Genomic DNA, 26,800 nt, shown 5'->3' with positions numbered 1-26,800 from the left:
GCGACCCGATCCCGAGGAGACCCGTGCCCCCCGCTCGAGACGCCGTCGTCCGGCGGGGACTGCGCCACGTCGGCCGCGCGATCGCCGAGCAGCCGGGGATGTTCACCCTCGCCGTCCTGGCCAGCGGCCTCTACGGCGCGATGACGGTGCTGTCGGCCTTCGTGATCGGCGAGCTCACCGACCGGGTGGTGCTGCCGGCCTTCGACCAGGGCGACACCACCGCCGGGGCCCTGACCCTCGCCGTCGCGGTCGTGCTCGGCGTGGCGCTGCTGAAGATCCTCGGCATCCTCGGCCGGCGGCTGTTCGCCGGGATCATGGCCTACCGGCTGCAGGCCGACTACCGCCGCCGGGTCACCGCCCAGTACCTGCGGCTGCCGCTGTCGTGGCACCAGCGCCACCCCACCGGCCAGCTGCTGTCCAACGCCAACTCCGACGTCGAGGCCGCCTGGTTCTTCGTCTCGCCGCTGCCCTTCGCGTGCGGCGCGCTGATCATGATCGGGATCACCGTGGGCGCGCTGGTGGCCACCGACCCGGTGCTCGCGCTGGTCGGCCTGGTCGTCTTCCCGCTGGTCTTCGCCGTCAACGTCGTCTACTCGCAGGTGATGAGCCCGCGCATGCGGCGGGCCCAGCAGCTGCGCGCCGAGGTCAGCGAGATCGCCCACGAGAGCTTCGACGCGGGCCTGGTGGTCAAGACCCTCGGCCGCGAGGACGTCGAGGCCGACCGGTTCGGCCGGCGCGCGTACGAGCTGCGCGACGGGCTGGTCGCCGTCGGCCGGGTGCGGGGGCTGTTCGACCCGATGATGGAGGCGCTGCCCAGCCTCGGCACGCTCGCCGTGCTGCTCGTCGGCGCCGGCCGGGTCGCCTCCGGCGGCACCGACGCCGGCGACCTGGTCAGCGTCGCCTACCTGTTCACCTTGCTCGCGCTGCCCATCCGCGCGATCGGCTGGGTGCTCGCCGACCTGCCGCGCGCCCTGGCCGGCTTCGACCGGGTCACCCCCGTCCTCGACGCCACCGGGGAGACGCCGCACGGGGCGCGCACGGCCGTGCGAGACGACGGCGGGGCGGGCCTGGCCCTGCGCGCGGTCGACCACGCCTTCGACGGCGCCGCGCGGCCGGTGCTCTCCGGCGTCACCTTCGACGTCGCCGCCGGCACCACCGTCGCCGTCGTCGGGCCGACCGGGTCGGGGAAGTCCACCCTCGCCGGGCTGCTCGTGCGGCTGGTCGACCCCGCGAGCGGGGAGGTGCTGCTCGACGGCGTCGACGTGCGCAGCCTGCGCGAGGGCGAGGTCAGCGCGCAGGCCGCCTTCGTCCCGCAGGGCACGTTCCTCTTCGACGACACCGTGCGCGGCAACGTCACCCTCGGCGGCCCCTACACCGACGACGACGTCCGCGCCGCGCTGCGGGTGGCCGCCGCCGAGGACTTCGTCGACCGGCTGCCCGAGGGCCTCGACACCCGCGTCGGCGAGCGCGGCGCCACGCTGTCGGGCGGGCAGCGGCAGCGGATCGCGCTGGCCCGTGCCGTCGTCCGCCGGCCCCGGCTGCTCGTCCTCGACGACGCCACCAGCGCCGTCGACCCCGCCGTCGAGGCCCGCATCCTCGACGCGCTGCGGTCGGCGGACCGGCCCTCCACCGTCGTCGTGGTCGCCTACCGGCAGGCCACCATCGCCCTCGCCGACGAGGTGGTCTGGCTCGAGAACGGTCGCGTCACCGCGCGCGGCAGCCACGAGGAGCTGCTGGCCGCCGTCCCCGGCTACGCGGCCCTGGTGCGCGCCTACTCGCAGGCGGAGGCGGCGGCGTGACCGGCCCCCGGGAGGGTGCGTTCGCGACCCTGCGCCGCGGGCTGCGGGCGATGCCGGAGTTCCGCCGCGGGCTGCCGGCCACCTTCGCCCTCGCGCTGGTCGCCACCGCCGGGCGGGTGGTCGTGCCGATCGCCGTCCAGCAGGTGGTCGACCGCGGGCTGCTCGCCCCCGGCGGGCCCGACCTCGGCCTGGTCCGCACGCTGGTGCTCGTCTGCGCCGCCGTCGTGCTGCTCACCGGCGTGGCCGTCTACCGGATGAACGTCCGGTTGTTCCGCACCACCGAGACCGCGCTCGCCGGGCTGCGCTCGCGCGCCTTCCGGCACGTCCACGACCTGTCGGTGCTGCACCAGCAGGGGCAGCGCCGCGGCTCCCTGGTCTCCCGCGTCACCAGCGACGTCGACCAGTTGTCCACGTTCATGCAGTGGGGCGGCGTGCTCGGCGTGGTCAGCCTCGGCCAGCTGGTCGTGGCGACGGCGGTCATGGCCGTCTACTCCTGGCAGCTGACCCTGCTGGTGCTGGTCTGCTTCGTGCCGCTGGGCTTCGCCGTCCGCTGGTTCGCCAAGCGGCTGGCCGTCGCCTACGGCGTGGTCCGCGAGCGGGTCGGCGACGTGCTGGCCGCGGTCTCGGAGTCCGTCGTCGGCGCCCCGACCGTGCGCGCCTACGGCATCCGCGAGCGCACCGCCGCCCGGCTCGACCGCTCCATCGGCCGCCACTACCGCGCCCAGGTCGACGCGCAGAAGGTCACCGCGGCGGTGTTCGTCAGCGGCGAGTTCGTCGCCGCGATCGCCAACGCCGCGGTGGTCGTCGTCGGCGTGCTGCTGGGCCTGGCCGGCCACATCAGCGCCGGCACGCTGATCGCCTTCCTGTTCCTCGTCACGCTCTTCGTCGCGCCGGTGCAGACCGCCAGCGAGGTGCTCAACGAGGCGCAGAACGCCCTCGCCGGGTTCCGCCGCGTGCTCGACGTCCTCGACACCGAGCCCGACGTCCGCGACCCGGCCGCCACCGGCGCCGCCCGCGACCTGCCCGCCGGGCCGCTGGGCGTCCGCCTCGAGCACGTCGGCTTCCGCTACGCGGAGGGCGCGCGGCCCGCGCTGCAGGACGTCGACCTCACCCTGGCGCCGCGCCGCAGCTACGCCGTCGTCGGCGAGACCGGCTCCGGGAAGACGACGCTGGCCAAGCTGGTCACCCGGCTCATGGACCCCACCGAGGGCCGGGTGCTGCTCGGCTCCGACGCCGCCGGCTGGGTGCCGCTGACCGACGTCGCCTTCGCCTCCCTGCGCCGGCGGGTCGGGATGGTGCCGCAGGACGGGTTCCTCTTCGACGCGACCGTCGCCGACAACGTCCGCTACGGCCGGCCCGGCCTCACCGACGCGCAGGTGACGGCGGCCTTCGAGGAGCTCGGCCTCGGCGACTGGGTGCGCGGCCTGGCCGACGGCGTGGCGACGCCGGTGGGGCAGCGCGGTGACTCGATGTCGGCGGGGGAGCGGCAGCTGGTCGCCATCGCCCGCGCGCACGTCGCCGCCCCCGACCTGCTCGTCCTCGACGAGGCCACCAGCGCCGTCGACCCGGCCACCGAGCGGCGGCTGACCCTCGCCCTCGACCGGCTCACCGAGGGCCGCACCACGCTGACGATCGCCCACCGGCTGTCCACCGCCGAGCGCGCCGACGAGGTGCTCGTCGTCGACGCCGGACGGGTCGTGCAGCGGGGGACGCACGCCGACCTCGTCGACGCCGTCGGGCCCTACGCCCGGCTGCACGCCTCGTGGCGGCGGTCCTCGGCCGGCGAGCCTCAGCGCGTCGGGTCCTGAGCTGTCAGGTCCAGGCTGCCGGGTCCTGGGCTGCCGGGTCCTGGGCTGCTTGGTCCTAGGCTCCGCCGCATGAGCCCCGCCCCGCGGACCCCCGTGCCCGCCGTCGCCGCCGCCCTCCTGGCGGGGCTGGGCGTCCTGCCGCTGGCGATCGTGGCCTTCCTGGTCTACGCGCTCGGCGGGCTGCAGGCCGACGCCGGACGCGAGTGGTTCACCGTGATCCTGCTGGTGGTCCCGCCCTTCCTGCAGCTGTTCGCCCTCACCTGGTTCCTGCTCCGGCGCGGCCGGGTGCCGCTGGTCGTCTCCGCGCTGGTCGCCTGCGCCGTCGCCGGACTGGTGGTCGCCACGGCCCGGTCGGTCGGGGACCCGGTGGGCCCGGGGCCGTTCGTCCTGGCGCTGTGCCCGGTGCTCGCCGCGGGGCTGGCGCTGTCCCCGCCGGTGGGCCGGTGGCTGGCCGACGCGCGCGCCCAGCGACGCGCCCGGGAGACCTGACCCCGCCGGGGGATCCCGCCGGCGGCGACGGCCCGTCCGGACCGCGGGCGGCCGCGCGGCCGCTAGCGTGCCCGCCGTGGTGGACACAGACGTCGTCGTGGTGGGGTCCGGGCTGGCCGGGCTGGTGGCGACCGCCGAGCTGGCCGACGCCGGCAAGCGGGTGGTGCTCGTCGAGCAGGAGCCGGAGGCCTCCTTCGGCGGCCAGGCCTGGTGGTCCTTCGGCGGCCTGTTCCTCGTCGACTCCCCCGAGCAGCGCCGCCTCCGGGTCCGCGACTCCCTCGAGCTGGCCCGCCAGGACTGGTTCGGCACCGCCGGCTTCGACCGCGAGGAGGACCACTGGCCGCGGCAGTGGGCCGAGGCCTACCTGCAGTTCGCCGCGGGGGAGAAGCGGGCCTGGCTGCGCGAGCAGGGCGTCGGCTTCTTCCCGGTCGTCGGCTGGGCCGAGCGCGGCGGCTACACCGCCACCGGCCACGGCAACTCGGTGCCGCGGTTCCACATCGTCTGGGGCACCGGCCCGGGCATCGTCGAGCCGTTCGCCCGCCGGGTGCGCGCCGCGGTCGACCGCGGGCTGGTCGAGCTGCGCTTCCGCCACCGGGTCACCGGGCTGGTCGTCACCGGCGGCGCGGTCACCGGGGTCCGCGGCGAGGTCCTCGAGCCCAGCGGCGCCGCCCGCGGCGAGGCCAGCTCGCGCACGCCGGTCGGGGAGTTCGAGATCGCCGCGCAGGCCGTCGTCGTCACCTCCGGCGGCATCGGCGGCAACCACGAGCTGGTGCGCAGGAACTGGCCGGCCCGGCTGGGCCCCGCGCCGCAGCGGCTGCTGTCGGGGGTGCCCGCCCACGTCGACGGGCTGATGCTGCAGGCCACCGAGGCCGCCGGCGCCCACGTCATCAACGGCGACCGCATGTGGCACTACACCGAGGGCATCGCCAACCACTCGCCGGTCTGGGACCGGCACGGCATCCGCATCCTCCCCGGGCCCTCGTCGCTGTGGCTCGACGCCACCGGCACCCGGCTGCCGGTCCCGCTGTTCCCCGGCTTCGACACCCTCGGCACCCTCGCCCACATCGGCGCGACCGGGTACGAGCACACCTGGTTCGTCGCCACCAAGAAGATCGTCGAGAAGGAGTTCGCCCTCTCCGGCTCCGAGCAGAACCCCGACCTGACCGGCAAGGACCTCCGGCTGCTGCTCAACCGGGTCCGGGCCGGCGTCTCCGCCCCGGTGCAGGCCTTCCTCGACCGCGGCGAGGACTTCGTCACCGCCACCACGCTGCCCGAGCTGGTCGCCGGCATGAACCGCGTCACCGGCGGCACCCCCGAGCTCGACCTCGCCACCGTCGAGCGCGAGGTGCTCGCCCGCGACCGCGCGGTCGACAACGCCTTCACCAAGGACCTGCAGCTGACCGCCGTCCGCGGCGCCCGCAGCTACCTCGGCGACAAGCTCATCCGGGTCGCCCCGCCGCACCGGCTGCTCGACCCCGAGGCCGGCCCGCTGATCGCCGTCCGGCTCAACCTGCTGACCCGCAAGACCCTCGGCGGGCTGGAGACCGACCTCTCCGCCCGGGTGCTGCGGCCCGGCGGCGAGGTCTTCCCCGGCCTGTACGCCGCCGGGGAGGTCGCCGGCTTCGGCGGTGGGGGTGTGCACGGGTACCGGTCGCTGGAGGGCACCTTCCTCGGCGGCTGCCTGTTCTCCGGCCGGGTGGCCGGCCGGGCGCTGGCGGCGGCGCTGTGACCACCCCCGGGACCACCTCCGGCAGCCCCTGGGCCGACCCGGACACCCAGACCGAGGAGGTCGTCTACGCCGGGCCGCCGTCGTACGCGACCCCACCGGCGCCGCCCTCCCCGCCGGCCGGCCACGGCTGGGCGCCCCCGCCGGTGCCCCACTGGGCCGCCTACGGCCCGCCCGCACCGCCGCGCCCGCGCCGCCCCGGGCAGGTCGTGGCCGCCGCGGTCCTCGCCTTCGTGCAGGCCGGGGTCGTCGCCCTGTCCTCGGCCTACCTGCTCCTGCTGGCCAGCACCTTCGGCCTGCTGTCGACGGAGTTCGGCGGCGACGCGGAGGCCGACCCGCTGGTCACCGAGGCCGTCGTCGTCACCGTCGTGCAGCTGCTGTCCGCGGTGGCACTCGTCGTCGGCGGCGTCCTGGTGCTCAACCGGCGCAGCCGCGCGACCTGGCTGACGCTCCTGGTCGGCTGTGCCGTCCAGCTCGCCCTCGCCCTGTACTGGGTCGTCCGGCTGAGCACCCTCGACGGCTTCACCGACGAGGTCGGGCCCGGCGCGGTGCTCATCGGCCTGGTCCTGTTCTTCGCCGCCGCGCCGGGCGTGGGGCTGGGCCTGCTGCTGTCCGGCAGCGTGCGCCGCTGGGCCGCCGAGCCCGAGCAGGCCGCCGGGACCGCGCGCTGACCGGCCTGCCCGGGCACGCCGGCCCGTTCCCGCCCGCGGCGGTCCCGCTGCCGCCGCCCGCCGCGCCGCGCCGGCCGGGCACCGTGGTCACCGCGTGCGTGCTCGCCTGCCTGCTCGCCGCCGCGTCGGTGCCCGGGGCGGTGGCCACCTGGTGGTTCGCCGGCGCCAGCGACCTCTACGGCGAGCTGGGCTCCACCGTGCCGCGCCAGGGCCTGGTGCTGGCGCTCCTGGAGCTCGCCGCCGCCGCGGCCCTGGTCACCGGCGTCGTGCTGCTGGCCACCGGCGTCGACCGCTGGACGCTGCTGGCCACCTGCGCCGTGGAGCTCGGCGCGGTCGGCTGGTGGCTGTACCAGGTCGGAGCCGGGCCGTTCGGCCTGTACGACACCGACCGGCTGGTCTTCGGCGGCACCGCGCTGGTCTTCGGCGCGGTCGCCGGGGCCACCGCCGCGCTGACCCTGTCGCCGCCGACCGGGCGCTGGCTCGCCGCCCGCCGGGCCCTGCGGGGCCGCTGAGCCGGGCCGGCCCGCCGGCGGGGGAGAATCGCCGGCATGCCCGCCGTCGACACCGCTCTCGACCCCGCCGTCGCCGCGCTGCTGCGCCGCGACCCCGCCGGGCTGGTCGCCGCCGTCGTCCAGCAGCACGACACCGGTGAGGTGCTCATGCTCGCCTGGATGGACGACGAGGCCCTGCGCCGCACGCTGACCACCGGCTGCGCCACCTACTGGTCGCGCAGCCGGCGGGAGTACTGGGTCAAGGGCGAGACCTCCGGGCACCGGCAGTGGGTCCGCGACGTGCGCCTGGACTGCGACGGCGACGCGCTGCTGGTGCTGGTCGACCAGGAGGGCCCGGCCTGCCACACCGGCGCGCGCTCCTGCTTCTCCCGCGAGCTGGAGGTCACCCGTGCGGCTCGGTGAGACCACCCCGACCCGCGAGGACTTCCTCGCCGCCGACCAGCCGGTCGTGCCGGTCACCCGGCGGCTGCTGGCCGACGGCGAGACCGCGGTCGGCGTCTACCGCAAGCTCGCCGGCAACCGGCCGGGCACCGTGCTGCTGGAGTCGGCCGAGCAGGGCAAGCGGTGGTCGCGCTACAGCTTCGTCGGCGTGCGCAGCGCCGGCGTCCTCACCGAGCGCGACGGGCGCACCCTCTGGCTCGGCGACCGGCTGCCCGGCGTCACCGACGACCTGCCCGACGACCCGCTGGCCGCCGTCCGCACGCTGTCCCGGCGGCTGCGCTCGCCGCGCACCCCCGGCCTGCCGCGGCTCACCGGCGGGCTGGTCGGCTACCTCGGCTACGACGTCGTCCGCCGCCTGGAGCGGCTGCCCACCACCGCCGCCGACGACCTCGGCATGCCCGAGCTGTCGCTGGCGCTGGTCACCGACCTCGCCGTCCTCGACCACACCGACGGCACCGTGCTGCTCATCGCCAACGCGTTCCGGCGGACCGCCGAGGACCCCGGCGCTGCCTGGGACGACGCCGTCGCCCGCCTCGACGCCATGGCCGCCGACCTCACCAAGGCCGTGCCGCCGGGCGTGGCCACCTTCACCCCGGCCGAGCCGCCGCCGGTGCGCAGCACGATGGCGCCGGGGGAGTACGAGGCCGGGGTGGAGACCGTCCGCGAGCACATCCGCGCCGGGGACGCCTTCCAGGTGGTGCTCGCGCAGCGGTTCCAGACCGACACCGACGTCGACGCGCTCGACCTCTACCGGGTGCTGCGGGCGACCAACCCCTCGCCGTACATGTACCTGCTGCGCTTCGCCGGGCGGGAGACGCCCTTCGACGTCGTCGGCTCCTCCCCGGAGGCACTGGTCACCGTCACCGGCAGCCAGGCCGTCGTCCACCCGCCGGCCGGCACCCGCCCGCGCGGGGCCACCGAGGAGGAGGACCTGCGGCTGGCCGAGGGCCTGCTGGCCGACCCCAAGGAGCGCGCCGAGCACGTGATGCTCGTCGACCTCGCCCGCAACGACCTCGGCCGGGTCTGCCTGCCGGGCACGGTCGAGGTGCCCGACTTTATGCGCGTCGAGTACTACAGCCACGTCATGCACCTGGTCTCGACCGTCTCCGGCGAGGTCAGCCCCGACCGCGACGCCCTCGACGTGTTCGACGCCACCTTCCCGGCCGGCACCGTCTCCGGCGCCCCCAAGCCGCGGGCCATGGAGATCATCGAGTCGCTCGAGCCCACCCGGCGGGCGCTCTACGCCGGCACCGTCGGGTACGTCGACGCCGGCGGCGACATGGACATGGCCATCGCCATCCGCACCGCCGTGCTGCACCAGGGCCGCGCCTACGTGCAGGCCGGCGCCGGCATCGTCGCCGACAGCGACCCGGCCACCGAGGAGGCCGAGACCCGGCACAAGGCGCGGGCGGTGCTCTCGGCGATCGCGACGGCGGAGGGCATGCGGGAGGTGCGGTGAGCCGCCGGCGGCGCGAGCTCGGGGCGGCGCTGGCCGGCTGCGCGCTGGCCGGTGCGCTCGCGCTGACGGCCGCCGGGCAGACCTGGTCCACGGTCACCGTCGCCCGCCGCCCGCCGCTGCCCCCGGTCACCGAGGCGCTGACCGGGTCGGCGCTCGCCCCGCTGGTCCCCGCCGCCGGCCTGCTGCTGCTCGCCGCCGCGGTGGCGGTGCTGGCCGTCCGCGGCGCCGGGCGCGCCGCCGTCGGCGCGCTGGTGGTGCTCGCCGGCGCGGCGCTGGCCTGGTCGGGGCTGCGGGTGCTCACCGGCGCCGCCGATCCCGGGACGGCGGCGCCGGGGGAGCGGCGCACCGCCGACCTCGCCGCCGCGTGGCCGGTGCTCTGCCTGGTCGCGGCCGTCGTCGCGCTCGCCGCGGGCGGGCTGGTCCTCGCCCGGGGACGGCGCTGGCCCGGCATGGGCGGCCGCTACGAGCGCACCCCGGCCGCCACGCCCGCCCCGGCGCGGGCGCGCACCGACGAGGAGCGGGCGCTCGACGCCTGGCGCGCGCTCGACCGCGGCGACGACCCCACCGACGAGCCCACCGACGACGGGGAGCCCGCCGGCGACCCGGCGCCCGGCCCCCCGGACCGCCGCCGTTAGGGTGGGGAGACCGTCCGGCCGACCCCGGAAGCCGACCCCAGCAGCGAGGAGGCGGTGTGACCGTCCTCGACGACATCGTCGCCGGCGTCCGTGAGGACGTCGCGGCGCGCGAGGCGGCCACCCCGCTGGCCGAGGTGAAGGCCGCCGCCCGCGACGCCCGCCCCGCGCGGGACGCGCTCGCCGCCCTGCGCGAGCCCGGCGTCGGCGTCATCGCCGAGGTCAAGCGCCGCAGCCCCAGCAAGGGCGCCCTCGCCGACATCCCCGACCCCACCGTCCTCGCCCGGCAGTACGCCGCCGGGGGCGCCCGCGTCATCAGCGTGCTCACCGAGCGGCGGCGCTTCGGCGGCTCGCAGGCCGACCTCGCCGCCGTCCGCGCCGCCGTCGACGTGCCGGTGCTGTGCAAGGACTTCGTCGTCAGCAGCTACCAGGTGCACGAGGCCCGCGCGCACGGCGCCGACGTCGTCCTGCTCATCGTCGCGGCGCTCGAGCAGAACGCCCTGCTGGGCCTGCTCGAGCGGGTCGAGTCGCTGGGCATGACGGCGCTGGTGGAGGTGCACACCGAGGCCGAGGCCGACCGCGCGCTGGACGCGGGTGCCTCGGTGATCGGCGTCAACGCCCGCGACCTCACCACCCTCGAGATCGACCTCGGCACCTTCGAGCGGATCGCGCCGGGCCTCCCCTCGGGGGTGGTCAAGGTCGCCGAGTCCGGCGTCCGCGGCCCACGCGAGCTCATCGCCTACGCCGCCGCCGGCGCCGACGCGGTCCTGGTCGGCGAGGGCCTGGTCACCGCCGGCGACGCCCGCCAGGCGGTCGCCGACCTGGTCACCGCCGGGTCGCACCCCGCGGTGCCCCGCACGACCCGCTGACGACCCCGCGGACCCCCTCCCCCGCACGGGCGCCGCGGCGCGGGACACTGGCTGCATGACCAGCAGCGCCGTGCACCCGCCCCAGGACCGACCCGCTCCGGCGCGTCCGTCCTGGCCGGACGCCACGGGCCACTTCGGCGTCTTCGGCGGCCGCTTCGTGCCCGAGGCGCTGATCGCCGCGCTCGACGAGCTCACCGAGGCCTACGAGGCGATGCGCGTCGACCCCGCCTTCCTGGCGGAGTTCGCCGCCCTGCAGCGCGACTACACCGGCCGGCCGAGCCCGGTCACCGAGGTGCCCCGGTTCGCCGAGCACGCCGGCGGCGCGCGGGTGCTGCTCAAGCGCGAGGACCTCAACCACACCGGCTCCCACAAGATCAACAACGTGCTGGGCCAGGCCCTGCTGACCCGGCGGATCGGCAAGCAGCGGGTCATCGCCGAGACCGGCGCCGGCCAGCACGGCGTCGCCACCGCCACCGCCGCGGCGCTCATGGGGCTGTCCTGCACGATCTACATGGGCGAGGAGGACACCCGCCGGCAGGCGCTCAACGTCGCCCGCATGCGGCTGCTCGGCGCCGAGGTGATCCCGGTCGCCACCGGCTCGCGCACCCTCAAGGACGCCATCAACGAGGCCTTCCGCGACTGGGTCACCAACGTCGAGACCACCAACTACGTCTTCGGCACCGTCGCCGGCCCGCACCCGTTCCCGGCGATGGTCCGCGACTTCCAGCGGGTGATCGGCGACGAGGCCCGCGCCCAGGTGCTCGAGCGGGAGGGCCGGCTCCCCGACGCGGTGCTGGCCTGCGTCGGCGGCGGCTCCAACGCGATCGGGATCTTCACCGCGTTCGTGCCCGACGAGGGCGTGCGGCTGGTCGGCCTGGAGGCCGGCGGCGACGGCGTCGACACCGGCCGGCACGCCGCGACCATCACCGGGGGAGCGCCGGGTGTGCTGCACGGCGCCCGCTCCTACCTGCTGCAGGACGACAACGGGCAGACGATCGAGTCCTACTCGATCAGCGCCGGCCTGGACTACCCGGGCGTCGGCCCGGAGCACAGCTTCCTGCACGACGTCGGCCGCGCCGAGTACCGGCCGGTCACCGACGCCGAGGCCATGGAGGCCTTCGCGCTGCTGTGCCGCACCGAGGGCATCATCCCGGCGATCGAGTCCGCGCACGCCCTCGCCGGGGCGCTCGTCCTCGGCCGGGAGCTGGTGACCCGGGGGGACGGTGGGCGGGGAGGGGAACCGCCGCTGCTGCTGGTGAACCTCTCCGGCCGCGGCGACAAGGACGTGGAGACCGCGTCGCGCTGGTTCGGCCTCGGCGACCGCGAGCACGTCGAGCCCGGCGCCGGCATGGACACCGACCAGCGGCCCACCGAGGGCGCGGTCGTCAACGACGCGGCCGTCGCCGGCCGGGACGCGGGGGAGTCGGCGTGAGCGCGCTGCAGGACCGGATCGGGCAGGCGCGGGCCGAGGGGCGGGCCGCGCTGCTCGGCTACCTGCCCGTCGGCTACCCCGACGTGCCCCGCTCGATCGAGGCCATGGTCGCGCTGGTCGAGGGCGGGGCCGACGCGGTGGAGATCGGCGTCCCGTACTCCGACCCCGGCATGGAGGGCCCGGTCATCCAGGAGGCGATGGACGTCGCCGTCCGGGCCGGCGTGGGCCTGCGCGACGTCTTCGGCGCGGTCCGCGCGGTCGCCGACGCCGGGGCGGTCCCGGTGGTCATGAGCTACTGGAACCCGATCGAGCACTACGGCGTCGACCGCTTCGCCGACGACCTGGCCGCCGCCGGCGGCGCGGGCGCGATCACCCCCGACCTGATCCCCGACGAGGCCGCGCCGTGGCTGGCCGCCACCGAGCGCACCGGCCTCGACCGGGTCTTCCTCGTCGCGCCGTCGTCCACCGACGCCCGGCTGGCCGCCACCGTCGCCGCCTGCCGCGGCTTCGTCTACGCCGCCTCCACGATGGGCGTCACCGGCACCCGGGCCACGGTGAGCGACACGGCCGAGCGGCTGGTCACCCGCACCCGCGCCGTGGCCGGCGAGCTGCCCGTCTGCGTGGGCCTGGGCGTGTCGAACGGCGACCAGGCCGCCGAGGTGGCCGGCTTCGCCGACGGCGTCATCGTCGGGTCGGCCTACGTGCGGCGGGTGCTCGACGGCCGCGGCCCCGAGGGCGTGCGCGCGCTGTCGGCCGAGCTGGCCGAAGGCGTGCGCCGGGGCGCGGGCGTGCCCTCGTGAGCGCGCTCGCGGCGATCCCCAGCCCCGCGCAGGGCACCTGGTACCTCGGGCCGTTCCCGCTGCGGGCCTACGCGCTGTGCATCATCGCCGGCATCGTGGCGGCCTGCTGGATCGCCGAGCGGCGCTGGGTGGCCCGCGGCGGGCGGCCCGGCGACGTCCTCGACATCGCCGTCTGGGCGGTGCCCTTCGGCATCCTCGGCGGCCGGCTCTACCACGTGGTCACCACGCCGCAGCCCTACTTCGGCGAGGGCGGCGACCCGCTGCGGGCGTTCGCGATCTGGGAGGGCGGCCTCGGCATCTGGGGTGCCATCGCCCTCGGCGGCGTCGGCGCCTGGATCGCCTGCCGCCGCCGCGGCATCCCGCTGCCGGCCTTCGCCGACGCCGTCGCCCCCGCCCTGCTGGTCGCCCAGGCCGTCGGCCGCCTCGGCAACTGGTTCAACCAGGAGCTCTTCGGCGGGCCGACGACGCTGCCGTGGGCGCTGGAGATCGACGCCGCCCACCGCCCCGCCGGCTACGAGGCGTTCGCCACGTTCCACCCGACGTTCCTCTACGAGCTGCTGTGGAACCTCGCCGCGGCCGCCGTCGTCGTGTGGGCCGACCGCCGGTTCCGCCTCTCCCACGGCCGGGCGTTCGCCCTCTACGTCGCGCTGTACTGCGCCGGCCGGCTGTGGATCGAGCTGCTGCGCATCGACGACGCCAACCGCATCCTCGGCGTCCGGCTCAACGTGTTCACCTGCGTCGTCGTCGGCCTGCTCGCCGTCGCCTACCTGGTGTGGCAGCGCGGCCGCCCGCGGGAGGTCATCGACCGGGGGCACGCCACCGGCGACACCGCCGGGGACCCCGACGGTGAGACGGCCGACGACCCGGCCGGCGACCCCGCCGCGCCGGACGCCCGGCGGTCGGCGGACCGCTCCTCCGACACGCCCGGGACGCCCTGAGCGGACGCGCCGCGGACACCGTCGGGACGCGTGAACGGCGCGTTGCGGCTGTGTACCCTCCTGGGCAGACTCCCCAGCGATCCTGGGTCGTCGCACGTGTCGGAACCGGGCCAGTGCTGCCCCGCGGACGACGACCCCGTGGCACCACCCGCGGGGCCGCGAGCTCAGCCGGTCCGGGCACACCGTGTCCGCCGGACGCCGGCTCACCGCAGACCCGAGCCGCTCCCCGCGGCTCCGTCGCACCGCCCCCCTGACCACCGGCCGTGCTCCCGCGCCGCCCTCCCCGAGGACGGCGCGGCAGCCGACGACGGGAGTGACCATGTCCGGGTCCCGCACCCCCGCCACCCGCACCACCACCGGCCCGGCCGTGCCCTTCTCGGCCACGCCGCCGGCCGCCGGCCTCTACGACCCGGCGAACGACTCCGACGCCTGCGGGGTCGCCTTCGTGGCCGACGCCCGGGGCCGCCGCTCGCGTGCGATCGTGGCCGCCGGCCTCACCGCGCTGCACAACCTCGACCACCGCGGCGCGGCCGGCGCCGAGCCCAACTCCGGTGACGGCGCCGGCATCCTGACCCAGGTGCCCGACGCGCTGCTGCGTGCCGTCGTCGACTTCGACCTGCCGCCGCTGGGCGAGTACTCCGTCGGCATCGCCTTCCTGCCCCTCGACGACGAGGAGCGCGCCGCCCGCCAGGCCGACGTCGCGCGGATCGCCGCCGAGGAGGGGCTGACCGTCCTCGGCTGGCGCGACGTCCCGGTCGACCCCGACGGCGCCGACCTCGGGCCCACCGCCCGCGCGGTCATGCCGCACTTCGCCCAGCTGTTCGTCGCCGAGACCATGGGCGCCCGCGCCGACGCCGCCGCGTTCGGCGGACCCCGCGCGGTCAACGGCGTCACCCGGCTCGAGCGGCGCTCCTTCGTGCTGCGCAAGCGCGCCGAGCGGGAGGCCCGCGAGGCCGGCAGCTCGCTGTACGTGGTCTCGCTGTCGTCGCGGACGCTGACCTACAAGGGCATGCTCACCACCGACCAGCTGCCCGCGTTCTTCCCCGACCTGCGCGACGAGCGCTACGAGTCGGCGATCGCGCTGGTGCACAGCCGGTTCTCCACCAACACCTTCCCGAGCTGGCCGCTGGCCCACCCGTTCCGGTTCATCGCCCACAACGGCGAGATCAACACCATCAAGGGCAACCGCAACCGGATGCGCGCCCGCGAGGCGCAGCTCGAGACCGACCTGTTCGACGGCCCGGCCGGCCCCGCGAGCGAGCTCGGCCTGGAGCGGGTCTTCCCGGTCACCGCCAGCGACTTCAGCGACTCGGCCACCTTCGACGAGGTGCTCGAGCTGCTGCACCTGTCGGGCCGCTCGCTGCCGCACGCGGTGCTGATGATGATCCCGGAGGCGTGGGAGAACCACGACGAGATGGACCCGGCCCGGCGGGCCTTCTACCGGTTCCACTCCTCGATCATGGAGCCCTGGGACGGGCCGGCCTGCGTGGCCTTCACCGACGGCACGCTCATCGGCGCCGTCCTCGACCGCAACGGCCTGCGCCCGGGCCGCTGGCTGCGCACGAAGGACGACCTCGTCGTCCTGGCGAGCGAGACCGGCGTGCTCGACATCCCCGCCGGCGACGTCGTCGCCAAGGGCCGGCTGCAGCCGGGCCGGATGTTCCTGGTCGACACCTCCTCGGGGCGGATCGTCTCCGACGAGGAGGTCAAGGGTGCGCTGGCCGCCGAGCACCCCTACGAGGACTGGCTGCACGCCGGCCTGGTGCACCTGCCCTCGCTGCCCGAGCGGCGGCGCGCGCGGCCCAGCCACGAGTCGGTCGTGCGCCGCCAGCAGCTGTTCGGCTACACCGAGGAGGAGCTGCGGGTCCTGCTCACCCCGATGGCCTCCACCGGGGCCGAGCCGATCGGCTCGATGGGCACCGACACCCCGATCGCGGCGCTGTCGGACCGCTCCCGGCAGCTCTACGACTACTTCGGGCAGCTGTTCGCCCAGGTGACCAACCCGCCGCTGGACGCCATCCGCGAGGAGCTGGTGACCAGCCTGGGCCGCACCTTCGGCCCCGAGCAGAACCTGCTCTCGGCCGGCGCGGCCTCCTGCCGGCAGGTGTACCTGCCCTTCCCGGTCATCGACAACGACGAGCTGGCCAAGATCCTGCACATCGACGACGACGGCGACCTGCCCGGCTTCGCCGCCGTCCGGATCACCGGCCACTTCGACGTCACCGGCGGCGGCCCGGCGCTGGTCGAGGCCGTCGAGCAGCTGCGGGCCAAGGTCAGCCGGGCGATCTCGGCCGGCGCGCGGATCATCGTGCTGTCCGACCGCGACTGCGACGAGAAGCGCGCCCCGATCCCGTCGCTGCTCATGACCGCCGCCGTCCACCACCACCTGGTGCGCGAGCGCACCCGCATGCAGGTCGGCCTGGTCGTCGAGTCCGGCGACTGCCGCGAGGTGCACCACGTCGCGCTGCTGCTCGGCTACGGCGCGGCCGCGGTCAACCCCTACCTCGCGTTCGAGTCCATCGAGGACCTCATCCGCGACGGCGTCCTCACCGGCGTGCAGCCGGCCCAGGCGGTGCGCAACGTCGTCAAGGCGCTGGGCAAGGGCGTCCTGAAGGTCATGAGCAAGATGGGCATCAGCACCGTCGGCTCGTACACGATGGCGCAGATCTTCGAGGCGGTCGGCCTGTCGCAGGACGTCGTCGACGAGTACTTCACCGGCACCTCCTGTCCCCTCGGCGGCGTCGGCATGGACGTGCTCGCCGAGGAGGTCGCCATGCGGCACCGGCGCGCCTACCCGGAGAACCCGACCGAGCGGGCGCACCGCCGGCTGGAGACCGGGGGCGAGTACCAGTGGCGCCGCGAGGGCGAGGTGCACCTGTTCAACCCCGAGACGGTGTTCCTGCTCCAGCACGCCACCCGCTCGCGGCAGTACGAGGTCTTCCAGCGCTACACCGACACCGTCGACCGGCTGTCGGAGGAGGCCGCCACCCTGCGCGGGCTGTTCGCGATCAAGGAGGGCGCGCGGCCGCCGGTGCCGATCGAGGAGGTCGAGCCGGCGAGCGAGATCGTCAAGCGGTTCCAGACCGGCGCGATGAGCTACGGCTCCATCTCGCAGGAGGCGCACGAGACCCTCGCCATCGCCATGAACCGGCTCGGCGGGCGGTCCAACACCGGGGAGGGCGGCGAGGACCCCGACCGGTACGTGCCCGACCCCAACGGCGACCTGCGCCGCTCGGCGATCAAGCAGGTGGCCAGCGGGCGCTTCGGCGTCACCAGCGAGTACCTGGTCAACGCCGACGACGTGCAGATCAAGATGGCGCAGGGCGCCAAGCCCGGCGAGGGCGGCCAGCTGCCCGGCGGCAAGGTCTACCCGTGGGTGGCCCGCACCCGGCACTCCACCCCGGGTGTCGGCCTGATCAGCCCGCCGCCGCACCACGACATCTACTCGATCGAGGACCTCAAGCAGCTCATCCACGACCTGAAGAACGCCAACGACCAGGCGCGGGTCAACGTCAAGCTGGTCGCCGAGGTCGGCGTCGGGACGGTCGCGGCCGGGGTCAGCAAGGCCCACGCCGACGTCGTCCTGATCTCCGGCCACGACGGCGGCACCGGCGCGGCGCCGCTGACCAGCCTCAAGCACGCCGGCTCGCCGTGGGAGCTGGGCCTGGCCGAGACGCAGCAGACGCTGCTGGCCAACGGCCTGCGCGACCGCATCGTGGTGCAGGTCGACGGGCAGATGAAGACCGGCCGCGACGTCGTCGTCGCGATGCTGCTCGGCGCCGAGGAGTACGGCTTCGCCACCGCGCCGCTGGTGGTCTCCGGCTGCATCATGATGCGGGTCTGCCACCTCGACACCTGCCCGGTCGGCGTCGCCACCCAGAACCCCGAGCTGCGCAAGCGGTTCACCGGGCGGCCGGAGTTCGTGGTCACCTTCTTCGAGTTCCTCGCCGAGCAGGTGCGGCAGTACCTGGCCGCGCTGGGCTTCCGCTCGGTCGACGAGGCCGTCGGCCACGTCGAGCTGCTCGACACCCGCCAGGCGGTCGACCACTGGAAGGCCCGCGGCCTGGACCTCTCGCCGGCGCTGGCGCTGCCCGAGCTGCCCGACGGCGCGCCGCGGCGCGCGGTCCGCACCCAGGACCACGGCCTCGACCTGGCGCTGGACCAGACGCTGATCCAGCTGTGCGAGGGCGCGCTGCTCGACGCCCGGCCGGTGCGCCTGGAGCTGCCGGTGCGCAACGTCAACCGCACCGTGGGCACGATGCTCGGCTCGATGGTCACCCGCCGCTTCGGCGGGCAGGGGCTGCCCGACGACACCATCGACCTGACCTTCACCGGGTCGGCCGGCCAGTCCTTCGGCGCGTTCCTGCCCCGCGGGATCACCATGCGGCTGTTCGGCGACGCCAACGACTACGTCGGCAAGGGGCTCTCGGGCGGCCGGGTCGTCGTCCGGCCGGCCCGCGAGGCGACCTTCGCCGCCGAGGACAACGTCATCGCCGGCAACGTCATCGGCTACGGCGCCACCGGCGGGGAGGTGTTCCTGCGCGGCCGGGTCGGCGAGCGGTTCTGCGTGCGCAACTCCGGGGCGCTGGCCGTCGTCGAGGGCGTCGGCGACCACGCGCTGGAGTACATGACCGGCGGCCGCGCGGTGGTCCTGGGGCCCACCGGCCGCAACGTCGCCGCCGGCATGTCCGGCGGCGTCGGGTACGTGCTGGACCTGGCCCGGCACCGGGTCAACACCGAGATGGTCGACGTCGAGCCGCTCGACGTCGAGTCCGCCCAGTGGCTGCGCGAGGTCCTGGTGCGCTACCAGGCCGAGACCGAGTCGCCGGTGGCCGCCGCGCTGCTGGCCGACTGGGGCCGCTGGTCGGGGCAGTTCAGCGTGATCATGCCGCGCGACTACCGGCGCGCACTCGAGGCCCGGCGGGCCGCCGAGGCCGCCGGCACCGACGTGGACCGAGCAGTGATGGAGGCCGCACGTGGCTGACTCGACGGGTTTCCTGAAGTACGAGCGGGCGCTGCCGCCCCGGCGGCCGGTCGACGTCCGCATCCTGGACTGGAAGGACGTCTACCTCTCCCGCCAGAACGGCGAGGACGGCGTCTACCCGGTCGCGGCGCTGCGCCAGCAGGCCGCCCGGTGCATGGACTGCGGCATCCCGTTCTGCCACCACGGCTGCCCGCTGGGCAACCTCATCCCGGAGTGGAACGACCTCGCCCGCCGCGACGACTGGCGCGACGCGATCGAGCGACTGCACGCGACCAACAACTTCCCGGAGTTCACCGGGAAGCTGTGCCCGGCGCCCTGCGAGGGCGCCTGCGTGCTGAACCTGCAGGAGTCCCCGGTCACGATCAAGCAGATCGAGTGGGAGATCATCGACCAGGCCTTCGAGCGGGGGTACGTCGAGCCGCAGGCCCCGGCCGAGCGCACCGGCAAGCGGGTCGCCGTCGTCGGGTCCGGGCCGGCGGGCCTGGCCGCCGCCCAGCAGCTCACCCGCGCCGGCCACGACGTCACCGTCTACGAGCGGGCCGACCGGGTCGGCGGGCTGCTCCGCTACGGCATCCCCGAGTTCAAGATGGAGAAGTCCGTCCTGGACCGGCGGCTGGACCAGATGCGCGCCGAGGGCACCCGCTTCGTCACCGGCGTGGAGGTCGGTGGGTCGGGGGAGGGTGACCTCTCCGCCGAGCAGCTGCGCGGGGAGCACGACGCGGTCGTCCTCGCCGCCGGGGCCACCGTCGGCCGCGACCTGCCCGTGCCGGGCCGCGAGCTCGAGGGCATCCACCTGGCGATGGAGTTCCTGCCCTTCGGCAACCGCCAGGCGCTCGGCGAGCTCGACGACCCGCCGATCACCGCGGAGGGCAAGGACGTCGTCATCATCGGTGGCGGTGACACCGGCGCGGACTGCCTGGGCACCTCCCACCGGCAGGGCGCCCGCTCGGTGACCCAGCTGGAGATCATGCCGGCGCCGCCGGAGTCGCGGGCGCCGGGCAACCCGTGGCCGACCTACCCGATGGTCATGCGGGTGTCCTCCGCGCACGAGGAGGGCGGCGAGCGGCTGTACTCGGTGAGCACCGAGCGCTTCCTGGGCGACGACGAGGGCCGCGTGCGCGCGCTGGTGCTGCACGAGGTCGAGCAGGTCGACGGCCGGTTCCGCAAGGTCGAGGGCACCGAGCGCGAGCTGCCCGCCCAGCTGGTGCTGCTGGCCATGGGCTTCACCGGCGTGCAGCGCGAGGGCCTGGTGGAGGCGCTGGGCCTCGACGTCGACGGGCGCGGCAACGTCGTCCGCGACGACGAGTTCGCCTCCTCCGTGCCCGGCGTGTTCGTCGCCGGGGACGCCGGCCGCGGCCAGTCGCTGATCGTGTGGGCCATCGCCGAGGGCCGCGCCGCCGCGGGCGCCGTCGACCAGTGGCTGACCGGCAGCAGCATGCTGCCCCGGCCGGTCACCCCCACCGCGGTCGCGCTCCGGTGAGCGAGGGGGCCGGGTCCGGCGACACCGCGGGGCCCGGTCCCCGCCCGTCCGGCGGCGCTTGGGAACCGCCGACTAGCGTCTCGGGCATGTCCCGCCGCGCGAAGATCGTCTGCACCCTGGGCCCGGCCACCAGCTCCCTCGAGCAGATCACCGCCCTCGTCGAGGCGGGGATGGACGTGGCCCGGCTCAACTTCAGCCACGGGTCGCACGCCGACCACGAGCAGGCCTACCTCAACGTGCGGAAGGCCTCGGACTCCACCGGCCACGCCGTCGCCGTCCTCGCCGACCTGCAGGGCCCCAAGATCCGGCTCGGCACGTTCGCCGACGGCCCGGTGCACTGGGCCACCGGCAGCCGGGTGTGCATCACCGTCGAGGACGTCGAGGGCACCGCCGAGCGGGTGTCGACCACCTACAAGGGCCTGGCCAACGACGCCCGCGTCGGTGACCGGCTGCTCGTGGACGACGGCAAGCTCGCCCTGTCGGTGGTCTCCGTCGACGGCCCGGACGTGTGGTGCCTGGTCGTCGAGGGCGGCGAGGTCTCCAACAACAAGGGCCTGTCGCTGCCCGGCGTCGCGGTGAGCGTCCCGGCGCTGTCGGAGAAGGACGAGGAGGACCTCCGCTTCGCCCTGCACCTGTCGGTGGACTTCGTGGCGCTGTCGTTCGTCCGCTCGCCCGACGACGTCGAGCTGGTCCGCGACATCATGCGCCAGGAGGACATCACCCTCCCCGTCATCGCCAAGCTGGAGAAGCCGGAGGCGGTGGAGAACCTCGACGCGATCGTCGAGGCGTTCGACGGGGTCATGGTGGCCCGCGGCGACCTCGGCGTGGAGCTGGCGCTCGAGCAGGTCCCGCTGGTGCAGAAGCGCGCCGTGCAGGCCGCCCGCGAGCGCAACAAGCCGGTCATCGTGGCCACCCAGATGCTCGAGTCGATGATCGGCAACTCCCGGCCCACCCGCGCGGAGGCCTCCGACGTCGCCAACGCCGTCCTCGACGGCGCCGACGCGGTGATGCTGTCGGGGGAGACCTCGGTGGGGCGCTACCCGGTCGGCGCGGTCCGCACGATGGAGCGGATCATCGCCGCCGTCGAGAGCGACGACCGGTGGGTGCCCGAGCTGACCCGGCGCTCCCGGTCGCGGTCCGGGGCGATCGTCCGGGCCGCCCGCGACATCGGCGAGGCGCTCGACGTCAAGGCGCTGGCCACCTTCACCCAGACCGGGGAGACCGCCCGCCGGCTGGCCGCGCTGCACCCCCGCCAGCCGCTGCTGGCCTTCACCGTCGACGCCCGCGTGCGCAGCCAGCTGGCGCTGTCCTGGGGGGTGGAGACCTTCATCGTGCAGTCGGTGCAGCACACCGACGACATGGTCCGCCAGGTCGACTTCTCGCTGCTGTCGATCGGGCGGCTGCGCGAGCGCGACCGGGTGGTCGTCGTCGCGGGCAGCCCGCCGAACACCGTCGGCTCGACCAACCTCATCCGCGTCCACGAAGTCGGCACCGACTCGTGACCGGCGGCGGGTCCCAGGCCGCCGCCCTCATGAGCGTCCTCGACCTCGAGGAGCGGTCGCCCGACGTCTTCGTCGGGCAGACGCCCACGACCCGGCTGCAGCGGATCTTCGGCGGCCAGGTCGCCGCGCAGGCGCTCATGGCCGCGGTGCGCACCGTGCCGGCAGAGCGCGGGGTGCACTCGCTGCACTCCTACTTCCTGCGGCCCGGGGACCCCCACGAGGAGCTGCGCTACTCCGTCGAGCGCATCCGCGACGGCCGGTCGTTCGCCACCCGCCGCGTGATCGCCTGCCAGCGGCGCCGCGGGGAGGACGTCGCCGTCTTCGCGCTGACCGCCGACTTCCACGCCGGCGAGCCCGCCGTCGTCACCCACGCCCGGCCGATGCCCGAGGTGCCCGGCCCCGAGGAGCTGCGCTCCCTGGCCGAGCACGCCGCCGGCCACGGCGCGCTGGCCGCACCGGCGCTGGAGATCAGCCGGGCCGTGGAGCAGCGGCCGCTGGCCGACCCCTTCGCCCCCGACCCGAAGACGCCGCCGCACACGCAGTCGCACGCCTGGTTCCGGGTGGCCGGCCGCCTGCCCGACGACGCCGGGGTGCACGCGGCGGCCCTCACCTTCGTCACCGACCTGACGCTGCTGTCGGCCGGGCTGGCGCGGGTGGGCGGCGGGTGGGGCGGCCGCTACGTCGGGGCCAGCCTCGACCACGCCGTCTGGTTCCACGCGCCGGTGCAGGCCGACGACTGGTTCCTCTACGAGACCGACAGCCCCGCGGCCACGGCCGGCCGCGCGCTGTGCTTCGGCAGCATCTGGGCCGCCGACGGCACGCACGTGGCCACCGTCGCCCAGGAGGGGCTCATCCGGTCACTGGGGGAGTGACGGCGGCCTCGACCGGCTGCGCGTCCTCCCCGGCGTCCTCCGTCTCGGGCTGAGGCGCCTCGGCGGCGCGCTCGGCCTCGGCGGCGCGCTCGGCCTCGGCGGCGCGCTCGGCCTCCGCCCTGCGCTCGGCCTCGGCGCGGGCGCGCTCGGCGGCGGCCTCGGCGAAGTCGGCGGCCAGCCAGTCGTGGCCCTCGCACAGCAGCGCCCACGCCCGCTCGACGTGCGCCCGCGTCGTCGCCGGCGCGCCGATCGCCACCCGCAGCACCACCTGCCCGCGCACGGTGGTGTGGGTCAGGAACACCTCGCCGCCGTCGTTGAGCCGCTCGAGCAGGGTCATGGTGGCGACGTCGGCGTCGACATCGTCGGGCCAGCGCGGCCGCAGGCACACCAGCGACAGCGGGTGCGGGACGACGACGTCGAAGCGGTCGTCGGCCTCCGCCCAGCCGGCCAGCTCCCGGGCCAGGGCGACGCCGGAGCGCACGTGCGCGCGCAACCCCTCCGCGCCGTACCAGCGCAGCACCGCCCACAGCTTCAGCGCCCGGAACCGGCGGCCGAGCTCGATCTGCCAGTCGCGGTAGTCGACCACCGCGCCGGCCTCGGTGGCGGCGTTGCGCAGGTACTCGGGGAGGATCGCCAGCGCGCCGGTGAGCGCGACGCGGTCGGCGACCCAGAAGAGGGTGGCGTCGAAGCCGGTGAGCAGCCACTTGTGCGCGTCGGTGGTGTAGCTGTCGGCCCACTCCACCCCGGCCTGCAGCGGCCGCAGCTCGGGTGCCACGGCGCTGACCCCGGCGTAGGCGGCGTCCACGTGCAGCCAGACGCCGGCGTCGCGGCAGATCGGCCCGAGCTCGGCCAGCGGGTCGACCGCGGTGGTCGACGTCGTCCCGACCGTCGCGCAGACCAGCACCGGCGTGTGGCCGCGGGCGGCGTCCCGCACCAGCCGGGCCCTGAGCGCCGCGGGGCGCATGGCGAGGTCGCCGTCGACCTCCACGACGCGGATCGCGTCGGTGCCCAGCCCGGCGATGCGCACCGCCTTCTCCATCGAGGAGTGCGTCTCGGCGCTCACGTACACCGTCGCCCGGTCGGGGTCGACGCCGTGGCGGACCGTGCCCCCGCCGCTCGCGCGGTGCAGCGCGGCCAGCAGCGCGACCAGGTTGGCCCCGGAGCTGGAGTCCTGGACCACGCCGCCGCCGCTGCCGGTCGAGCGGAAGGACGCGGGCAGGCCGAGGAGGTCGACCAGCCAGTCCAGGACGTGCTGCTCGAGCTCGGTGGCCGCCGGGCTGGTCACCCACGACATGCCCTGCACCCCGAGGCCGGCCGACAGCAGGTCGCCGAGCACCGAGGGGCCGGAGGTGTTGGCCGGGAAGTAGGCGAAGAAGCCTGGGTGCTGCCAGTGGGTGACCCCGGGGAGGACGACGGAGTCGAGGTCGGCCAGCAGCGCGGAGAACGGCTCGCCCTGCTCGGGGGCCGACGGCGGCAGCGCGGCGCGGACGTCGCCCGGCGCCACCCGCGAGCGGACGGGGAAGGACTGCACCCGCGTCCAGTAGTCGGCGATCCAGTCGACCACCTCGTGACCGTGCTGCCGGAACTGCTCGGGGGTCATGTGGGGGACGGGCTCGCTCACCCGGCCACAGTATTGCCCGCGGCGAGTGGGCCCCGGAGGGGTCCACGAGGAGCGAGGCGGCGCAGGACGAGGACTCCGGGACGCGAGCCGCCCTGCGAGGCGGTGCGAGGAGCGGGGCCCGGAGGGTGCCCGACGAGTGCCGGAGAGGGCTGCGCAGGGGCCGGGGACGGCACGTGGCCGCGGTCGTCGTCCGGAGGACGACAGTCCCGACACGGTGCCCCCGGTGCGACTCGAACGCACACTGCGCGGGTTTTGAATCCGCTCCCTCTGCCGATTGGGGTACGGGGGCTCGCCGCCGCGACCGGGGTCACGGCGCGGCCAGCGTAGCCGGGCGGCCACTGCCAGCCGCCGTCGCTAGGCTCTGCGCCCGTGAGCAGCGAGCCGACCCGGGTCCTCATCGCCGAGGACGAGGCCCTCATCCGCCTCGACCTCAAGGAGATGCTCGAGGAGGAGGGCTACGTCGTCGTCGCCGAGGCCGGCGACGGGCAGACCGCCGTCGACCGGGCCCGCGAGCTGGCCCCCGACCTGGTCATCCTCGACATCCAGATGCCCGTGCTCGACGGCCTCGCCGCCGCCGAGCAGATCGCCTCGGACCGGATCGCGCCGGTCATCGTGCTGACCGCCTTCAGCCAGCGCGAGCTGGTCGAGCGGGCCCGCGACGCCGGCGCCATGGCCTACCTGGTCAAGCCGTTCTCGAAGAACGACCTGGTGCCGGCGATCGAGGTGGCGCGCGCCCGGTTCACCGAGATCGCCGCCCTCGACGGCGAGGTGCGCACGCTCGAGGAGCGGCTGGAGGCCCGCAAGGTCGTCGAGAAGGCCAAGGGCCGGCTGATGGCCGAGCAGGGGATCACCGAGGCCGAGGCGTTCCGGTTCATCCAGCGCACGGCCATGAACGAGCGCACGTCGATGAAGGCGCTGGCCGAGCGCATCCTGGCCGGCGACGCGACCCCGGCGGAGGGTGCACCCTCCTGAGTGACAGCGGTGGCCCGGGTGATAGGTGCAGGTCACGACCTCGTCACGGTCTCCGCCCACCCACTTCCGCTCCCTGTGGCAGCGGTTACGTTCTGCGGACTGACGGGGCCGGCGCGTCCGCGCCCGGCCCATCGCACCCGACGAACGACAACTGGGAGTTGCTGGATGCGCACGCGTACCTACGCCCGCAGCATCGCCGTCACGTCCGCCGCCCTGATCGCCCTCACCGCCTGCGGTGGCGGGGACGACGGGGACTCCGGCGGCGGCTCCGGCGGTGGCGGCGACGCCGCGAGCGGCGAGAAGCAGGTCAACATCTACGGCACCGACGGCAACATGGGCAACGCCCTCGGTGAGGACTTCACCGAGGACGGCGCGCTCGCCGGCATGAAGGGCACCACGCCCCTCACCGAGCTGGGCTCGGACTTCACCGACCGGCTGCTCGAGGTCGACCCGAACCTGCAGGACTACAACTACGCGGGTGAGACCTACGACGCGGTGATCGTCACCGCGCTGGCCGCGCAGGCGGCGGGCACCAACGACGCCAACGTCTTCAAGGAGTACGTCAACGGCATCACCGCCGGCGGCGACAAGTGCGAGGACTACCAGGCCTGCCTGGACATCATCAACGCCGGTGGCAACGTCGACTACGACGGCATCTCCGGCCCGCTGGCCTTCACCGACGCCGGTGAGCCCGCCGCGGCGAGCTTCGGCCTGCTGCAGTTCGGCGAGGACAACCAGCTCGACAACGACGCCACCGAGTTCGTCATCGCCGGCGACGAGGCCAACGCCAGCACCAACGAGGGCCCGGCCTACGCCCCGGCCGGCACGACCGGCGGCCCGCTGGTCATCGGCACGCTGCTGCCGCTCACCGGCAACCTGGCCTTCCTCGGCCCGCCGGAGGTCGCCGGCGCCAAGCTCGCGCTCAACGACATCAACGCCGCCGGCGGCGTCCTGGGCCAGCCGGCTCAGCTCGTCGAGGGTGACTCCGGTGACGCCTCGACCGACACCGCCACCCAGACCGTCGACCGGCTGCTGCAGTCGGGCGTGAACGCGATCATCGGTGCGGCGTCCTCCGGCGTGAGCCTCACGGTCATCGACGCCATCACCGGCGCCGGTGTCCTGCAGTTCTCGCCGGCGAACACGTCCGACCAGTTCACGACGTACAACGACAACGGGCTGTACTTCCGCACCGCCCCGCCGGACACGCTGCAGGCCCGCGCCCTCGCCGACCTGATCATCGCCGACGGCAACAACACCGTGGGGATCCTGGCCCTCAACGACCCCTACGGCACCGGGCTCGCGGACAACACCAAGAACAACCTGGTCAGCGCCGGTCTGTCCGAGGACGACATCGTCTCCATCACCTACGACCCGCAGGCGGCGAACTTCGACGCCGAGGTCCAGCAGATGGTCGACTTCAACCCCGACGCCATCATCGTGATCGGCTTCGAGGAGTCCTCCCGGATCCTGCAGGGCCTCAACGACCAGGGCATCGGCCCGCAGCGCTGAGCGACCCCGGGAGCGCTGTGAACGCGCAGCGCTGACCTCGCACCACCCGGCAGCGGCCCGGTACCCCTCAGGGGGTGCCGGGCCGCTGTGCTGTCGGAGTGCGCCACGGTCGGTCGGGCAGCCCGCGTCGTCCGCCGCACGATCAGGTCAGCTGATCGTGCGGCGGGGGGGGGGGGGGGGGGGGGGGGGGGGGGGGGGGGGGGGGGGGGGGGGGGGGGGGGGGGGGGGGGGGGGGTGGGGGGGGGGGGGGGGGGGGGGGGGGGGGGGGGGGGGGGGGGGGGGGG

The 26,800-nt window shown here is 75.4% G+C and carries 20 protein-coding genes and 1 tRNA gene; 19 read left to right on the top strand and 2 right to left on the bottom strand.

Annotation, left to right across the window (positions count from 1 at the left end):
* Window positions 1-23: 23 nt before the first annotated feature.
* The 17 genes from ACI8AD_RS20350 to ACI8AD_RS20270 all read left to right on the top strand — a co-directional run bounded on the left by ACI8AD_RS20350 (window position 24) and on the right by ACI8AD_RS20270 (window position 22,414).
* The gene (locus tag ACI8AD_RS20350; RefSeq protein WP_456872345.1) at window positions 24-1,799 is read left to right on the top strand and encodes an ABC transporter ATP-binding protein; all 1,776 of its coding nucleotides are present in this window, start codon (window positions 24-26) and stop codon (window positions 1,797-1,799) included.
* Complete coding sequence (locus ACI8AD_RS20345) at window positions 1,796-3,607, top strand: ABC transporter ATP-binding protein (protein ID WP_456872344.1); 1,812 nt, start codon at window positions 1,796-1,798, stop codon at window positions 3,605-3,607. Before ACI8AD_RS20350 ends, ACI8AD_RS20345 begins: the two co-directional genes overlap by 4 nt.
* Window positions 3,608-3,676: 69 nt before the next feature.
* Window positions 3,677-4,096: a hypothetical protein gene (locus ACI8AD_RS20340; RefSeq protein ID WP_456872343.1), complete on the top strand. Its 420-nt coding sequence runs from the start codon at window positions 3,677-3,679 to the stop codon at window positions 4,094-4,096.
* Window positions 4,097-4,172: 76 nt separating this feature from the next.
* Window positions 4,173-5,825 carry an FAD-binding dehydrogenase gene (locus tag ACI8AD_RS20335; RefSeq protein WP_456872342.1) on the top strand — a complete coding sequence of 551 codons (1,653 nt, stop codon included), beginning with the start codon at window positions 4,173-4,175 and terminating at the stop codon, window positions 5,823-5,825.
* Window positions 5,822-6,493, top strand: coding sequence for a DUF6264 family protein (locus ACI8AD_RS20330; protein WP_456872341.1), 672 nt, complete (start codon window positions 5,822-5,824; stop codon window positions 6,491-6,493). Before ACI8AD_RS20335 ends, ACI8AD_RS20330 begins: the two co-directional genes overlap by 4 nt.
* Window positions 6,494-6,576: 83 nt before the next feature.
* A complete protein-coding gene (locus ACI8AD_RS20325) occupies window positions 6,577-7,005 on the top strand; it encodes a hypothetical protein (RefSeq protein ID WP_456872340.1) in 429 nt (142 codons plus the stop codon).
* A gap of 36 nt (window positions 7,006-7,041) precedes the next feature.
* Complete coding sequence (hisI, locus tag ACI8AD_RS20320; protein ID WP_456872339.1) at window positions 7,042-7,407, top strand: phosphoribosyl-AMP cyclohydrolase; 366 nt, start codon at window positions 7,042-7,044, stop codon at window positions 7,405-7,407.
* On the top strand, window positions 7,394-8,905 hold the full coding sequence (locus tag ACI8AD_RS20315) for an anthranilate synthase component I (RefSeq protein WP_456872338.1): 1,512 nt from the start codon (window positions 7,394-7,396) through the stop codon (window positions 8,903-8,905). Before hisI ends, ACI8AD_RS20315 begins: the two co-directional genes overlap by 14 nt.
* Complete coding sequence (locus tag ACI8AD_RS20310; RefSeq protein WP_456872337.1) at window positions 8,902-9,540, top strand: Trp biosynthesis-associated membrane protein; 639 nt, start codon at window positions 8,902-8,904, stop codon at window positions 9,538-9,540. The genes ACI8AD_RS20315 and ACI8AD_RS20310 overlap by 4 nt, the downstream gene beginning before the upstream one ends.
* A gap of 56 nt (window positions 9,541-9,596) precedes the next feature.
* Window positions 9,597-10,406, top strand: coding sequence for an indole-3-glycerol phosphate synthase TrpC (gene trpC / locus ACI8AD_RS20305; protein WP_456872336.1), 810 nt, complete (start codon window positions 9,597-9,599; stop codon window positions 10,404-10,406).
* 55 nt (window positions 10,407-10,461) lie between these two features.
* Window positions 10,462-11,838: a tryptophan synthase subunit beta gene (trpB, locus tag ACI8AD_RS20300; protein WP_456872335.1), complete on the top strand. Its 1,377-nt coding sequence runs from the start codon at window positions 10,462-10,464 to the stop codon at window positions 11,836-11,838.
* Window positions 11,835-12,638, top strand: coding sequence for a tryptophan synthase subunit alpha (trpA, locus tag ACI8AD_RS20295; RefSeq protein WP_456872334.1), 804 nt, complete (start codon window positions 11,835-11,837; stop codon window positions 12,636-12,638). Before trpB ends, trpA begins: the two co-directional genes overlap by 4 nt.
* Complete coding sequence (gene lgt, locus ACI8AD_RS20290) at window positions 12,635-13,576, top strand: prolipoprotein diacylglyceryl transferase (RefSeq protein WP_456872333.1); 942 nt, start codon at window positions 12,635-12,637, stop codon at window positions 13,574-13,576. Before trpA ends, lgt begins: the two co-directional genes overlap by 4 nt.
* Window positions 13,577-13,895: 319 nt before the next feature.
* On the top strand, window positions 13,896-18,560 hold the full coding sequence (gene gltB, locus ACI8AD_RS20285) for a glutamate synthase large subunit (protein ID WP_456872332.1): 4,665 nt from the start codon (window positions 13,896-13,898) through the stop codon (window positions 18,558-18,560).
* Window positions 18,553-20,040 carry a glutamate synthase subunit beta gene (locus ACI8AD_RS20280; protein WP_456872331.1) on the top strand — a complete coding sequence of 496 codons (1,488 nt, stop codon included), beginning with the start codon at window positions 18,553-18,555 and terminating at the stop codon, window positions 20,038-20,040. Before gltB ends, ACI8AD_RS20280 begins: the two co-directional genes overlap by 8 nt.
* 86 nt (window positions 20,041-20,126) lie before the next feature.
* Window positions 20,127-21,542, top strand: a complete 1,416-nt coding sequence (pyk, locus tag ACI8AD_RS20275) for a pyruvate kinase (protein ID WP_456872330.1) — start codon at window positions 20,127-20,129, stop codon at window positions 21,540-21,542.
* A complete protein-coding gene (locus ACI8AD_RS20270) occupies window positions 21,539-22,414 on the top strand; it encodes an acyl-CoA thioesterase (RefSeq protein WP_456872329.1) in 876 nt (291 codons plus the stop codon). Before pyk ends, ACI8AD_RS20270 begins: the two co-directional genes overlap by 4 nt.
* On the opposite strand, the gene ACI8AD_RS20265 is transcribed toward ACI8AD_RS20270, so the two are convergent.
* Together ACI8AD_RS20265 and ACI8AD_RS20260 are read right to left on the bottom strand one after the other, a co-directional pair.
* A complete protein-coding gene (locus ACI8AD_RS20265; protein WP_456872328.1) occupies window positions 22,392-24,035 on the bottom strand; it encodes an aminotransferase class V-fold PLP-dependent enzyme in 1,644 nt (547 codons plus the stop codon). The genes ACI8AD_RS20270 and ACI8AD_RS20265 overlap by 23 nt on opposite strands.
* A gap of 215 nt (window positions 24,036-24,250) precedes the next feature.
* Window positions 24,251-24,324: transfer RNA gene (locus ACI8AD_RS20260), tRNA-Leu, on the bottom strand.
* A gap of 80 nt (window positions 24,325-24,404) precedes the next feature.
* On the opposite strand from ACI8AD_RS20260, the gene ACI8AD_RS20255 reads away from it, so the two are divergent.
* Window positions 24,405-25,007, top strand: a complete 603-nt coding sequence (locus ACI8AD_RS20255) for an ANTAR domain-containing response regulator (RefSeq protein WP_456872327.1) — start codon at window positions 24,405-24,407, stop codon at window positions 25,005-25,007.
* 165 nt (window positions 25,008-25,172) lie between these two features.
* Window positions 25,173-26,516 carry an ABC transporter substrate-binding protein gene (locus ACI8AD_RS20250; protein ID WP_456872326.1) on the top strand — a complete coding sequence of 448 codons (1,344 nt, stop codon included), beginning with the start codon at window positions 25,173-25,175 and terminating at the stop codon, window positions 26,514-26,516.
* Window positions 26,517-26,800 lie beyond the last annotated feature (284 nt).

The organism is Geodermatophilus sp. SYSU D00766, from assembly GCF_054049915.1.
This window is presented reverse-complemented; position numbering and strand designations above follow the sequence as displayed.